The organism is Arthrobacter glycogeni (assembly GCF_054510815.1).
Map to the genome: position 1 here is coordinate 224,253 of NZ_JBTNDV010000002.1, position 14,603 is coordinate 238,855.

Below are 14,603 nucleotides of genomic sequence, written 5' to 3' on the forward strand. Positions count from 1 at the left end.
GCCCCTGGACTGGACCGGGCTAGACCCCAACCGCAACCTGCAGCTCAAGCGGCTCGCCAGCATGAATCAGGAACCCGCGGCCAGGGTGGGGCAGGGCGTCGCAGTCCAGTCGAACGCCGAAAAACTCGCCGTCGGTTGGCTGGTGTGGGGCGAGGACCATTCCCGTCCGGGCCGACCGGGCATGAGCCGCCAATGGGACCTTCGTCTGGATCGACGGGCTAGCCAGTGCGGTAAGGACGAGGCGGTGACCCGCCGCGAACAATTCGTTGAGATAGCGCTGGGCTTCCACGGAGAGCTGGTCGGCGTCGTCCACCAGCAGCACGGAGTCGGCTGGTGGCACGCCAACGGAACCCGCGCCCCCTAGATCCTTCCAGTAGGCGTCAGGGTTGGCCCCCGGACCCGGGCGTAAACAGACCATGCCGATCGGGGCAGCCGCCGCAATTCGCCCGATCAGGGTGGTGCGGCCTGAACCCGGGCCGCCAATCACCAGGAAAACCGAGCGCATGGACAGCTCCAGAAACACAACGCCCAGCTCGTCTCCACCAACACCGATTGGCACCCGCAACGGTGGGCCGCGCGTAGCAGCACCGGCGACGTCGGAGCCGGAAACCACAGCAGGGAGAGGTAAAACCCTGAACGGGGACCGCGCTGGCCGCATCACGCTGACGGGGCTGGGGCCCGAAGCCTCGTCGCGTCCCAGCGCCACCTGTCCGACGGCGCCCGCCGCCCTGCCGATCGGGCCGTGAGCCAGGCAGCGCCCCGGGAGCGCCTCAAGCGGCGGCAGCCTGGGCCACGTCAGGAGCAGCTCGTGGCCCGCACCCAGGGGAAAGTACAAGCGGTTCGGCAGGAGGGGAAACACTTGCCCCGTGGTCAACTCACGTGCACCCGAGATCAGTAGCGTGGTTCCGGCTGGAGCGCCATCACGAGCAAGATCATGCGCTAGCCCCTCCGCCCACGCCCAACGGCTGGTTCGAAGCGAGCCCACCCAGCGCCCCCACCCAGAAATGACAACTGTCACCGCTGGGCCCGCACGAGACCGGTTACCGTGGTCCTGGCCGTCGGAGAGTCGGACGGCAATGTGCTCGTTCAGGCGCGCAAGCACCCGGGCCGCCCGTTTGAGCTCATGTGCCCCGACGTAGGCGCCCACCTGCGGCGCAGCGGCCGCCCAGCTGAGGCTGCCGTCGCCGTCGAGCAGATAAAGGTGCTGGTCAGGCAGCCGCCGCACCAGCTGATCGACCAGGTACACCAGGGCGTCGGGAGTGCCACCGGCCGGGTGACCGATCAAGGCAAGGTGCGAATGTTCCTGGGGACACCACAGAAGCGGGCGCTGGGACTGCTCCTCGGGGAGGTCAAGGAGCCCCAGTCGGACCGTCCCCGGAGGGCAGACAGCGCTCTCGGGTGGAGGTAGTGTCTCGGGGAGCGGTGGAAGGACCGGGTAGTGCAGAGGCTCGGTGAGTTCCCTGGCCGCAGCATGGGCTGCGACAGCAGCCAACTGTTCAACCATCCAGGTCCCGTCCATCGGGTTGCTGTGGCCGGCCACGCGACCGGCGGACGGCGCCTGTCTGCTCAGGTGCGCTGCCAGGTCGACGACGCCCGCATCCATCCCGACATCCTTCTTCTCGGGGTAGGGTGATCCCACCTGAAACGCGGTGGGAGGCCCGGTGCCCAACCTCAGAAAGGCACGACCGGGCGCATCAACGGGGATGGCAGCAGCTGCTGCCGATCCGATGATGTCGTGCGACTCGAGGGCGGACCCAACCCGCAAAGCAATGCTGGCCGTCACATTGGCCCGGATGTCGGGGCCGAGTGCTCCCTGCGGACGCTGGGTCGCCATGACGAGATGGATGCCGAGCGAGCGTCCCAGCGTCGCGATACGGATCAAATCCCGCGCAGCATCGGGAACGTCATCTACCAACATCCGGAACTCGTCGATGACCACCACGAGACGAGGTAGTACCTGCGTCTGGGCGGCCCGCCACTCGACAATATCGCTGACCAGATGCGCGGCGAAGAGGCGCTCCCGCCGTCGTACTTCAGCAAGAAGCGATACGAGGGCCCGGGTAACAGCTGCAGAGGAGAGGTCAGTCAGCAGACCCACTGAATGCGGCAGGTCGGTGAGGGGCCGCAGTGCGGATCCGCCTTTGAAATCAATGAGGAGGAAATTTACTTCGGTGGGACCGTGGTGGAGGGCAATGGACAGGATGAGGGTCCGGAGGAGCTCCGACTTACCCGAACCCGTGGTGCCGGCGATGACCAGGTGGGGGCCCTCGGAGACCAGGTCGAATAGCAGCGGGCCGTTCAGACCCCGACCGATTGGTGCGCGGAGGCCCGGATCCGGGCGGGCCCAGGCCCGCATCACGAGCTCGGGCGTTGACGGCACCAGCTGGGTCAGACTGACACGACCGACCAGGACAGGGGAGCCAGTATCGTTCCCGGAGTCACCCACGCCCGCCGAAGGAACAGATCGACCACCCAGAGCGCGGGCAATCCGACTGAACGATCGGGTGCTCACGAGGTCCGGTCGGAAGCTGAGCTGCTGTCCGGCACCCCGGAGCTCGGCCCGGCCACGGCGGAGATCGACGCCCAGCCGGACCTCTCCTGGGTCCGGCGGGAGCTCACCTGCGGGACGGCACCCGAACCGGAAGACGCCCGTCGACCCTGTCAGCGGCAGAGTGACTTCAGCAAAGGACCCGAAGAGCAGTATTGCTACCGGGCCGGCTGCGCGGGAAGGTCCTCCCAGCGCAGCCACCGTCCCGGCCAGGATGACGCCCGGCAGGAAACGGGCCTCGGCAGGCACCTCGCCGGGCGACCCTACACAGACTGCGCCACCCGGAGCCTCGCTGAGTTGCAGGAGCAACGACCGGGCAAGACCGAGCACCTGGGCTCCCGACCCTGACACGCAGACCTCGGGTGGCTGGAATCGAGTGCTGCGGGTACCGATCTCGATGATTACCGGAACGGCGTTCAGGAGCGGGCGGGTCCAGGTGGGATCCGGTGGTTTGAGGACAAGATGGGCGGGTTGGGCTCCCTCTCCCAGCCGCAGATAGCTGGGCGCACCCACCTCCTCAGAACGGTCGATGGGGTCGACGATTAGCGGCGCGAAGGCGGCCAGCGCCCGTGACCCGGCGTCGTGAACCGCGCGCACCCTCCGGCGGCGGTCCTCCTCCGAGGCATGGGCAACCGCAGCGGTGAAATCGCGGCGGGCACGCCGCCTGGTAACCAGGGGTGCCAGGCCGACCCCCGCTGACAGCAGGCTGAACCCCAGATAGCCCCACGTCCCGGTGGTGAGGGCAAGCCCGATGCCGAGGGCCAGCGGAAACAGTGCCGCAGCCAGCATCGGCGGGGTGGCCAGCGGGGGAGTTGGCCGCGCCACCTCGAGGGGATCAGTCAGGTGCAGAACCGGGCCGGCAGGCGATGGCTGCTCCAATAAGGCAACACGGCAACGGCTTCCGCCAACCTGGATGGAGGACAGGAAAGAGATCCGGGCGGCGTTAATCCGCGAGCCGTCGACCCAGGTTCCGTTGGCTGAGGTGTTGTCGAGAAGGGTGACACTATTCGTTTCAACTGTGAGAAAGGCATGAATCTTGGAGACCTCGGGATCATCGAGCACAATGTCGGTGCCCGACCGGCCGAGCGAATACGTGCCGCGTCGCAGTGCCGTCAACTGCCCCGCGTCCGGTCCTGAGCAGACAACGAAGGTGAGACCGAGAAAACGACTCGCGGCCCGTTGGTGCCCTGCGGGCCGGGTCCCGCCCGCGACGATCACCGAGCCGTTCACCAGCGGCGCCACGCCGAAGGTGAGCGAGTCCAGGGGGCCGCCGGCTACGGTGTACTGTCCGGGGCCGTAGTCACTCTGCAGGGTGTCTATCAGTTCCAGAGGTGAACTGACGAGGGAGGTATCAACAACCAGCTCAACTGCGGGCCGTCCAGGTCCCACCGGGAGGCCCGGGGCCCAGACCAGGGTCAGATGAAGCAGCATGTGGTGATCCTTCGGCGACGGTTTACTATCTGTGCGACCGAGGCTATCCGCAGGCTGGTCTGCGGGTTGCTTCGGGAACGGGAATGTGGACAATCCCAGATCAGGCGTTTTTCCCCGAGTGCCTATAGGCTTGACTACTGGGTCCGGCTGGACATGTTCACTACCTGTTACTAGAGAAGGTCACTGTTTCGTGAAGATTGCTGTTATTGCCTTGGGGAAAATCGGGCTTCCGCTCGCCGTGCAGTTCGCGTCCAAGGGTCACGAGGTGGTCGGCGTGGATGTCAACGCGCAGGTGGTTGAGTTGGTGAACCAGGCGGTTGAGCCGTTCCCTGGTGAAGCTCATCTGCAGGAGAAACTTTCGGAACTGATTCCGTCGGGGAAGTTGCGGGCCACCACCGATTACGCAGACGCGGTGCCCGGTGCCGACGCTGTGGTGCTGGTGGTCCCGCTGTTCGTCGACGAGGACGCGAAGCCTGATTTCGGCTGGATGGATGCCGCGACGACTGAGCTGGCGAAGCACCTGACGCCCGGCACGCTGGTGTCGTTTGAGACGACGCTTCCCGTTGGCACGACCCGGACGCGGTGGAAGCCGATGCTTGAGGCGGGTTCCGGCCTGGTCGAAGGCAGGGATTTCCATTTGGTGTTCTCCCCAGAGCGGGTACTGACCGGTCGTGTCTTCGAGGACTTGAGGAAGTACCCGAAGCTGGTGGGCGGGCTGTCCCCGGCAGGGGCTGCTAGGGCTGTCGAATTCTACGAGGCCGTCCTTGACTTCGATGACCGTCCCGATCTGGTCCGGGGGAACGGCGTCTGGGATTTGGGTTCCGCTGAGGCGTCGGAGCTGTCCAAGTTGGCTGAAACGACGTACCGCGACGTGAACATTGGGTTGGCCAATCAGTTTGCCCGGTTCGCGGCGACGACCGGGATCGACATTTATCAGGTGATCGACGCGTCGAACTCGCAGCCGTACAGCCACATCCACCAGCCGGGTATCGCTGTGGGCGGTCACTGCATTCCGGTATACCCGCGGTTGTACCTGTGGAATGACCCTGACGCGACTGTGGTCCGTGCCGCGCGTGAGGCGAACGCCGGCATGCCGGATTACACGATCGGCCTCCTGGAGGGCGCGTATGGCGACCTCGAGGGTGCACGGGTGGTGGTGCTCGGCGCCGCGTACCGCGGTGAGGTGAAAGAGACGGCGTTTTCCGGCGTGTTCGCCACTGTTGATGCGTTGAAGGCCCGCGGGGCTACCGCGCTAGTCCATGACCCGATGTACACGGACGACGAACTGGAGCGCCTGGGCTTCGAGGCATACCACCTGGGAGAGCCGATTGATGCTGCGGTGGTGCAGGCCAACCACCAGTCGTACGCTGCGTTGGGTCCGGCGGACCTTCCCGGGGTGAAGGCCTTCATTGATGGGCGTCGGGTCAGCTCGGCCGAACACTGGGACGGTGTCCTGTACCGGGTCATCGGTAGGGCCTAACCTATTGGCAACTGCGCTTCACGACGGAAGAAGGACTCAATGACTTTCATAGCGGATGGTGCTGACGTCTCAGCGCGGGCCACCCTGGGTGAGGGGACCAAGGTCTGGCACCTGGCGCAGGTGCGCGAGGACGCGGTCCTCGGCGAGAACTGCATTGTGGGCCGGGGTGCGTACATCGGCACGGGTGTCCGGATCGGCGCGAATTCGAAGATTCAGAATTACGCGCTGGTCTACGAGCCGGCGTCGTTGGGTCGGGGGGTTTTCATCGGCCCGGCGGTGGTGCTGACCAATGACACGTACCCGCGGTCGGTGTCGCCGGACGGTGAGCTCAAGAGCGCCCATGACTGGACGCCGGTCGGCGTCACCATCGGCGACGGCGCGTCAATCGGTGCCCGCGCGGTCTGTGTGGCCCCGGTGACCATCGGCGAGTGGGCTACGGTAGCGGCCGGTGCCGTCGTGACCAAGGATGTCCCGGCGTATGCCCTGATGGTGGGGGTCCCGGCGAAACGGGTCGGCTGGGTCGGTAAGGCTGGCCACCCGTTGCGTCAGGAAGCAGATTCCTGGGTGTGCCCGGCCACCGGGGAAAAGTATGTCGAAGCGGGTTCAACACTGAAACCAGTAGGGGTAGAGGCATGAGTAGAGGGTTTATTCCGGCGGCAAAGCCGATTGTAGGGGACGACGAGCGGGCAGCAGTTGATGCGGTGCTGCTCTCGGGGATGCTGGCGCAGGGCGCCGAGGTGGCGTCCTTCGAAACTGAGTTTTCCGCCGTACTTCTCGATGGTCGGGCAGCGGTGGCAGTGAACTCGGGGACGTCCGGGCTGCACTTGGGGTTGCTCGCCGCGGGGGTGGGTCCGGGGGATGAGGTGATCGTGCCTTCGTTCACGTTCGCCGCGACAGCGAACTCGGTCGCCCTGACGGGTGCGACACCGGTCTTCGCTGACATTGAACTGGACCATTACTGCCTGGACATCGCCCATGTGGAGTCGCTGATCACCGAGCGGACCAAGGGCATCATGCCGGTGCACCTTTACGGGCACCCGGCGAACATTATTGCGTTCCGTGCGTTGGCAGATAAGCACTCGATTGGGTTGTTCGAAGACGCCGCGCAAGCCCACGGTGCGGGCCTGGATGGTCGCAAGGTGGGCACGTTCGGGGACTTCGCGATGTTCTCGCTGTATCCGACGAAAAACATGACCTCCGGTGAGGGTGGCATGGTGTCGACCGGCGACGGAACCATAGAACGTAACCTTCGGCTGCTGCGGAATCAGGGGATGGAACGACAGTACGAGAACGAGCTGGTGGGTTTCAACGCCCGGATGACCAACCTGCACGCTGCCATTGGGCGGGTCCAGTTGACCAAGGTGATCGGCTGGACCGCTCAGCGCAAGGCCAACGCGGCGTTCCTGGACGCCAACCTCACCGGGGTCGCCACCCCGGTGGTGGCTCCTGGTGCCGAGCACGTCTACCACCAGTACACGGTGCGGGTCGACGGCGGCGCCGCTGCCCGGGACAAGCTCGCCGCGGCGTTGAAGGAGGACTACCAGATCGGATCGGGAGTGTATTACCCGATCCCAAACCATCGGTTGCCCTCCTTCATGCGCGAAGAGGATCTTCCCAATACGGAAATCGCTGCCCAGGAGGTGTTGTCCCTGCCAGTGCACCCGTCGCTGGACCAGGAAGATCTTGAGCGGATTGTCGCAGCGGTCAACGCGTTGACCACGGCGGGGGCCTGAGCATGGCGGATCTGAAAGTCGGCTTGATCGGGCTCGGCATGATGGGCCGTCACCACGCCCGGGTGATCCGGGAAGTCGACGGCCTGGAACTGGTCGCCGTCGCTGACGCGTTCGGCGACCCGCACGGCGTCGCCGGATCCCTACCGGTGTGCGGGTCAGTCGCTGAACTCATCGCCCAGGGCATCGACATGGCAGTTTGCGCGGTGCCGACCGGGTTGCACGAGGAAGTCGGGTTGGCCTTGGCTGCTGCGGGTATCCACACCATGGTTGAGAAGCCCATCGCGTCGACCATCGACGGCGGACAGCGCCTCGTTGAGGCCTTTGAAGAAGCGAACCTGGTCGGTGCCGTGGGGCATATCGAACGGTTTAACCCGGCACTCCAGTCCCTGCGGGCCAGGATCGAAAACGGGGACCTCGGCGACGTTTACCAGATCGCCACCCGACGTCAGGGCCCGTTCCCGTCCCGGATTGCCGACGTCGGCGTCGTGAAGGACCTCGGCACCCACGATATCGATCTCACCGCCTGGCTGGCGCAATCACCCTTCGCCTCGGTGTCAGCGTTGACCAGCACCCGGTCCGGTCGCCCGCACGAAGACATGGTCACCGCGTCCTGCCAGTTGGAAAACGGTGTCATCACCTCCCACCTAGTGAACTGGCTTTCACCGATGAAGGAACGCCTCACCGTAGTCACCGGAGAAAAGGGCGCGTTCGTCGCTGACACCCTGACTGCAGACCTGACGTTCTTCGAGAACGGCACCATCAATACCGAATGGGAAGCCGTCTCCAACTTCAGGGGAGTGTCCGAAGGCAACATCACCCGCCTCGCCCTGACCAAACGCGAACCTCTCAGGTCCGAACACGAGGCTTTCAGGGACGCAGTGCTAGGCAACTCGAACACCATCGTCACCATGCGCGAAGGCCTCAACACCCTCAGAGTGGCCGAAGCCATCATCGAATCGGCCCGTGCCGGCTCAACGATAAAGCTTTAGGGATGCCTCATCGAATTCTTGTTGCGACGCGCATCTATGCCCCGGAGACGGGGGCTGCCGCTTTTCGGCTGGCAGCCATGGTGAAAGCCCTGGAAGGACGGGGCCACCACGTCACCGTGCTGACCACCTCGTCGCCGGGCGGTAAAAAGTCCTCACCGACCGTCAGCCGCTGGCCGGTCCTGCGGGATAAGGCAGGGGCGGTACGCGGCTATGTGCAGTACGCCAGCTTCGACATTCCCCTGTTTTTCAGACTGCTGACGGCCCCAGCCTTCGATCTGGTGGTCGTGGAGCCGCCGCCCACTACGGGCGTGGTCGTCCGGGTAGCCACGGCTCTGCGGCGCAAGCCCTTCGTCTATTTTGCCGCCGACGTCAGCTCGGTAGCTGCCGAGGGGATTGGGGTCTCGCCAGCAGTAGTTCGGGTGCTTCGCGCTGTCGAGCGCTGGACCCTGTCCAGGGCGCGCCGTATCCTAACGGTGTCTGAGGGGGTTTCAACCGCTGTTGCCTCCCTAGTGGGGTCTTCTGAGCGGATCGTGAACGTGGGAACCGGAGTCGACACCGACCAGTTCACTATTGACGGGCCAGCCGGCTCCGACACCGGGCGCTACTTCGTCTACGCCGGCACCATGTCCGAGATTCAGGGTGCCGGCGTGTTCGTCGACGGATTCATCAGGATTGCTGACGAATTTCCCGACGTCCGGCTGGTGATGCTGGGCCAGGGTGTGGAACTCGATGCTTTGCGGACCCGCGCCCAGGAGGCATCAGCCCCCATCGAATTCAGGGGCAATGTCAACGGCGGACAGGTGTCCGCCGCGCTGCGGGGGAGCGTCGCGGGCCTCGCCTCGGTGCGTCCGGCGCGCGGCTACGACTTCGCCTTCGCGACGAAAGCCCTGGTCAGCCTCAGCTGCGGTACGCCAGTCATCTACGCGGGTGTCGGACCGCTGAAGGACATCATTACCGGCGAACATCTTGGGGTCAGCGTCGAGTGGGACGCCGCTGCGGTCGCTGCGGCAATGCGGGATGCACTCGCCTGGCCGCGGCAGGCAGCCGAACGCCAGCGCATTTCCCGGTGGGTTGAAGAAAACTATTCGCTGACCAGCGTGGGCGAGAAGGCTGCGACAGTCATTGAGGCTGCCGCCCGCGACTGACCAACCGGTCGGGCGGTCTTACCGGGTGGTCAGCGCATGAAGGACGGCAGTGGCAGCAGCGCCTGTGCCATAGGGGACCGCTGACGTTGGTTCAGGCTGGGGGCGTTGCACGACGTCTGCAAGGGTGTCGAGGTGCTCGGATACGAGGACATTCCAGCCCAGCTCAACCGTTTCGACCCATTCGGTTTCCGGCCGGATCGTTGTGCACGGCACTCGCAACAGGAAAGCTTCCTTCTGCAGTCCGCCCGAGTCGGTAATCACGCCCGCACTGTTCATGACCGCGTTGATCAACCCTGGGTAGGCCAAGGGCTGGCCCACCCGGATCGCTCCGGTCTCCAGCTCGATACCGTGAGCAGCCGCCAGATCCACCAGCCTCGGGTGGGCAAGAAGAAGTACGGGTTTGTCCAACCGGGACAGGGAGGTGATGATCTGCTGCAGCCGCCCCAGATCATCGGTATTGTCCGGGCGGTGGATAGTGCTGACGTAATACCCGGCCGGGAGCAGCCCGGCTGGAAGCGGTTCATCCCGGGCCAACAGCGAATCCCGGGTTTTGAAGAGGACATCGGTCATCACATCGCCCACGAGCACGCTTTTGTCAGCCAGCCCCTCAGCGGCCAGATGACCCATCGCGACTTCGGTCGGCGCCAGCAGCGTATCGGAGGCGTGGTCGGTCAGGACCCGGTTGTGTTCTTCGGGCATCCGGCGGTTGAAGGACCGCAGGCCCGCTTCAAGATGGGCTACCGGGATGTGCAGCTTCACGGCGGCTAGCGCGGCAGCGAGGGTGGAATTCGTATCCCCATAGACCAGCACCATGTCGGGGCGCTCCCGCTCGAAGATCTCCTCTAACCCCGCCAGCATGGTTCCGGTCTGCTGACCGTGCTTACCGGACCCGACACCCAGGTTGTAATCGGGTGCAGGAATGGCGAGGTCCTGGAAGAACACGTCCGACATCAGCGAGTCGTAGTGCTGGCCGGTGTGGACTATGAGGTGCTCTGCCCGGCCCTTCATGGCTGCGGCAATGGGAGCGAGCTTCACGAACTGTGGGCGTGCGCCAACGACGCTGAGGATACGCATGGGTTCCACTTTAGCTGTTGCGCTTGTTGCCTAAATACAAGCCGCAACCCGATTCTCCGGTAATCTTGTGCAGGCAGAGCGCCGAGTAGCTGGCGTTGCCCCCAACAATTCAGGAGTGTTTGTGAACGTTGACCTCGTTGTCGTAGGGTCGGGCTTCTTTGGCCTGACCATTGCTGAACGGGCGGCCACCGAGCTCGGCCTGAAGGTGGCGGTCCTCGACCGTCGCCACCACATTGGCGGTAACGCGTATAGCGAGAAGGAAGCGCAGACCGGCATCGAGGTGCACCGCTACGGTGCGCACCTGTTCCACACCTCCAACGAGCGGGTCTGGGACTACGTCAGCCGGTTTACCGAGTTCACCAATTACGTCCACAAGGTGTACTCAAGCCACAAGGGCGAGGTGTACCCGATGCCCATCAACCTGGGCACGATCAACCAGTTCTTCAGGGCCTCCTACGGTCCCGCCGAAGCACGTGCCCTGATCCAGGAGCAGGCCGGGGAGCTCGCCGGAACAGACCCGCAGAACCTCAACGACAAGGGCATTCAGCTCATCGGCCGGCCGCTCTACGAGGCCTTCATCAAGCACTACACGGGCAAGCAATGGCAGACCGATCCCCGTGACCTGCCAGCGGAGATCATTTCCCGGCTCCCCGTCCGCTACACCTACGACAACCGGTACTTCAACGACAAGTACGAGGGTCTGCCCGTGGACGGATACACGGCCTGGATCGAGCGGATGGCCGACCATCCCAACATCACCGTGCAGCTCAACACAGATTTTTTTGACGACAACCACAAGTTCTCCCGCGCCGCCACCCTGGGCCAGGTCCCCGTCGTGTACACCGGGCCGGTGGACCGCTACTTCGACTACGCCGAGGGTGACCTATCCTGGCGGACCATCGACCTAAAGGAGGAAGTTCTCCCCGTTGAGGACTTCCAGGGCTGTTCAGTCATGAACTACCCCGATGAGGATACCGCCTACACACGGATCCATGAATTCCGCCACTTCCACCCCGAACGGGACTACACCAAGGACGCCACGGTCATCATGCGCGAGTTCTCCCGGTTCGCGGAGAAGGAGGATGAGCCGTACTACCCGGTCAACACCAGCGAGGACCGGTCCAAGCTGAGCGCCTACCGTGACCTGGCGAAGGGCGAGAAGTCGGTCCTGTTCGGCGGTCGCCTCGGCACCTACAAGTACCTTGACATGCATATGGCCATCGGGTCGGCCCTGTCGATGTTTGACAACAAACTCAAGCCGCACTTCACTGACGGCGCCACGCTCGAAAGCGGAGGAGTGGACGCATGAGCAACCCCGCCACTATCGCCAAAGACCACGCCACCGAGATGAACTGGCAAACCCTGCAGCGCGTCGTCCTGCCTAACCAAAGCGACCTTGACACGGCTCCGCTTTACCTGGACACGGGAAGCGCGCTCAGCGTGCAGCTCAACACGATGGATGGCAGCGTTTCTAGCCAGGGCGGGGGATCGTCGCGCGGCGGCGATTCGAAGGAAATCCATGCGGAGGACTTCAAGTCCCGGCGCTCGACCCTGGTGCGGTCCGGTGAGCGAGTCTCCTTCGGCACCTATTTCAACGCTTTTCCCGCCAGTTACTGGCGCCGCTGGACCACCGTCCAGTCCGTCAGGCTCAGCGTTGCGACCACCGGCGACGGCGGGATCAGCGTGTACAAGTCGAACGCACGAGGTTCTCTTCAGCACGTCGAGACCAAGCGGGTCACCGACTCTACTGTGACCACCTTTGACCTGTCCCTCGCACCCTTCGGCGACGGTGGCTGGTACTGGTTCGATCTGGTAGCAGGCTCGGGCCGCCTGATCCTGGACGAGGCCGAGTGGCAGGCGCCCCACTCCGTCGAGAGCCAGGGGTCGATCACCCTGGAGATTACCACCCTGAACAAGCCCGACTTCTGCCTGAACAACCTGTCGATTCTGGCCAACCACCCTGATTCGCTTGCCCCTCTAAAGGAAATCCTCGTCGTGGATCAGGGCACTCAGAAGGTTGCGGACCAGCCAGGATTCGCGGAGGTGGAAGCGGCCCTCCACGGCAAGCTGCGGATCATCAACCAGGCCAACCTGGGCGGCTCGGGCGGTTTTGCCCGCGGCATGTATGAGGCAGTCGAAAATGGTAGCGATTACGCCTTACTGCTCGATGACGACGTCGTCATCGAGCCGGAGAGCATTGCCCGGCTGCTGACGTTCGCCGATCACTGCAAAACCCCGACCATCGTCGGCGGACACATGTTCGACCTTTACAACCGGACCGTCTTGCACACCTTCGGCGAGACGGTGAACCCGTGGCGGTTCCAGCCGGACCAACCGGTGGCTGGACAGGTCCTGGGCCACGACTTCGTCCGGTCCAATCTTCGCCACACCCCGTGGCTGCATCGACGCGTCGACGTCGATTACAACGGCTGGTGGATGTGCCTAATCCCGACGGCAGTCATCAGGGACATCGGCCTGTCCCTGCCCGTGTTCATCAAATGGGACGACGCCGAATACGGACTGCGAGCCAAGGCTGCTGGCTACCCGACGGTGTCGATGCCGGGTTCAGCGGTCTGGCATGTGTCCTGGATCGACAAGGACGACCTGGTGGGCTGGCAGGCCTATTTCCATACCCGTAACCGGATGATCACAGCATTGATCCACAGCCCGTATGAGCGCGGTGGTCGCGTGGTGCGTGAATCCGGGTACATGGACATCAAGCACCTGATCTCCATGCAGTACTACACGGCGCGCGGCAGGATCATGGCCCTCCAGGACATCCTCAAGGGCCCGGAGCAGCTTCATGACGTCCTTCCTACGAAGCTCACCGATATCCGGGCGATGACCAAGGACTTCCCCGATTCCCAGGTCAAGACTGACCCCGATGCTTTCCCCGGCGCACGGATGGACAAGCCACCACGGCAGGGGCAGGGCTTCCGGGCGCCTTCTTACGCCACCCTGGTGCCTTGGGCTGCGAAGACTCTTTTCCGCCAGCTCAGCAAGCCGGTCCAGGATTCAAGCAGGGAACGCCCGCAGGCCTTTGTCGCCCACCAGGACAACAAGTGGTGGCGGATGTCGCAGTACGACAGTGCTGTGGTGTCCAACGCCGAGGGCAGTGGTGCCTCCTGGTACCAGCGCGATCCCAAAAAGTTGCGCGCGATGCTCGCCGAGGCGGGCCGACTCAACGCCGAAATCCTTCGGAGCTGGCCGCAACTTAGCGCCCGGTACAAGGCAGCTGCCGAGGAGATCACGTCCTTCGAGGCCTGGAAAAAGACCTTTGAAGAAAACTCCGAGAAGAGTGGATAGCGGTTGAGCACCAGTGAACTCACCACACCCGGCCTGGGTGCTGGTCTGCGCGACGTCCTGCGGTCCCGCTTCCTCCTGAAGCTTCTGGTTGCCAAGGAACTCAAGGTCAGGTACCGCGGTTCGGTGTTGGGAATCCTCTGGTCCTACGTCAAGCCGGGAGTGCAGTTCCTGGTGTTTTGGTTTGCGCTTGGGGTCTTCCTCGGGATGAACCGGAACACCGAAAACTATGCCATCTACCTGTTCTCGGGCATTGTCCTGATCAACTTCTTCAACGAGGCGCTCGGCAACGCTTCCCGCTCAGTGGTGGGCAACGGTGGTTTGATCAAGAAGATCTATCTGCCCCGGGAGCTGTTCCCGGTCGCCTCGGTCTGGGTATCGGCGGTACATTTCCTGCCGCAACTCCTGGTGCTGTTGGTTGCTTGCCTCGTCGCCGGGTGGACCCCCGGCATCTTTCAGCTCATCGCGGCATTGGCTGGTTTCGTGATCGTGGCATTGCTGGCTACCGGCCTCGGCTTGTTCTTTGGTGCCGCCAACGTGTACTTCAGGGACAGCGAGAACTTCGTCGACATGTTACTGATGATCGCCACCTGGGCTTCGCCAGTGCTCTACACCTGGATCATGGTCCGGGACGGACTGGCGACGGCGTTCTCCGCCGGAACGGCATCGGTACTCCTCGTGGTCTATCAGGCAAATCCGCTGACGATTGCCGTCGAGCTGTTCCATTTCGCCTTCTGGCTTCCGACGACGTCGGAAATCACCGACGCGACCATCGCCGTCCCGTCCGACCTGCTCGATATGTGGCTTCCGATCGGATTGGTCACCGCCCTTCTGGTTACTGTTCTGGGCCAATGGACCTTCCGGCGGCTCGAAGGCCGCTTTGCCCAGGAGTTGTGACCC

Annotated in this window: 10 protein-coding genes; 8 read left to right on the forward strand and 2 right to left on the reverse strand. The window is 63.9% G+C overall.

Annotated features, from left to right (window positions below):
- Positions 1-19 precede the first annotated feature (19 nt).
- On the reverse strand, positions 20-3,979 hold the full coding sequence (locus ACX80G_RS03240) for an FtsK/SpoIIIE domain-containing protein (RefSeq protein ID WP_459305562.1): 3,960 nt from the start codon (positions 3,977-3,979) through the stop codon (positions 20-22).
- Between the two features lie 190 nt (positions 3,980-4,169).
- Between ACX80G_RS03240 and ACX80G_RS03245 the strand changes: the two genes are divergently transcribed.
- Genes ACX80G_RS03245 through ACX80G_RS03265 form a run of 5 tightly spaced genes read left to right on the forward strand, consistent with a single transcriptional unit; the run spans position 4,170 to position 9,326 of the window.
- Entirely contained in the window at positions 4,170-5,459 is a 1,290-nt protein-coding gene (locus tag ACX80G_RS03245) for a nucleotide sugar dehydrogenase (RefSeq protein WP_459305563.1), read from the forward strand.
- Positions 5,460-5,498: 39 nt separating this feature from the next.
- On the forward strand, positions 5,499-6,095 hold the full coding sequence (locus ACX80G_RS03250; protein ID WP_459305564.1) for an acyltransferase: 597 nt from the start codon (positions 5,499-5,501) through the stop codon (positions 6,093-6,095).
- Positions 6,092-7,192: a DegT/DnrJ/EryC1/StrS family aminotransferase gene (locus tag ACX80G_RS03255; protein WP_459305565.1), complete on the forward strand. Its 1,101-nt coding sequence runs from the start codon at positions 6,092-6,094 to the stop codon at positions 7,190-7,192. Before ACX80G_RS03250 ends, ACX80G_RS03255 begins: the two co-directional genes overlap by 4 nt.
- A 2-nt stretch (positions 7,193-7,194) precedes the next feature.
- Positions 7,195-8,181, forward strand: coding sequence for a Gfo/Idh/MocA family oxidoreductase (locus ACX80G_RS03260; protein ID WP_459305566.1), 987 nt, complete (start codon positions 7,195-7,197; stop codon positions 8,179-8,181).
- A 2-nt stretch (positions 8,182-8,183) separates the two neighbouring features.
- The gene (locus ACX80G_RS03265; RefSeq protein WP_459305568.1) at positions 8,184-9,326 is read left to right on the forward strand and encodes a glycosyltransferase; all 1,143 of its coding nucleotides are present in this window, start codon (positions 8,184-8,186) and stop codon (positions 9,324-9,326) included.
- A gap of 18 nt (positions 9,327-9,344) precedes the next feature.
- On the opposite strand, the gene wecB is transcribed toward ACX80G_RS03265, so the two are convergent.
- Entirely contained in the window at positions 9,345-10,400 is a 1,056-nt protein-coding gene (gene wecB / locus ACX80G_RS03270; RefSeq protein WP_459305569.1) for a non-hydrolyzing UDP-N-acetylglucosamine 2-epimerase, read from the reverse strand.
- 121 nt (positions 10,401-10,521) lie between these two features.
- Between wecB and glf the strand changes: the two genes are divergently transcribed.
- From glf to ACX80G_RS03285, 3 genes are read left to right on the forward strand one after another with little or no spacing between them, the layout of a single operon-like run.
- A complete protein-coding gene (glf, locus tag ACX80G_RS03275) occupies positions 10,522-11,709 on the forward strand; it encodes a UDP-galactopyranose mutase (RefSeq protein WP_459305570.1) in 1,188 nt (395 codons plus the stop codon).
- Positions 11,706-13,706: a glycosyltransferase gene (locus ACX80G_RS03280; RefSeq protein WP_459305572.1), complete on the forward strand. Its 2,001-nt coding sequence runs from the start codon at positions 11,706-11,708 to the stop codon at positions 13,704-13,706. The genes glf and ACX80G_RS03280 overlap by 4 nt, the downstream gene beginning before the upstream one ends.
- 3 nt (positions 13,707-13,709) lie before the next feature.
- Complete coding sequence (locus ACX80G_RS03285) at positions 13,710-14,600, forward strand: ABC transporter permease (protein WP_459305573.1); 891 nt, start codon at positions 13,710-13,712, stop codon at positions 14,598-14,600.
- Positions 14,601-14,603 lie beyond the last annotated feature (3 nt).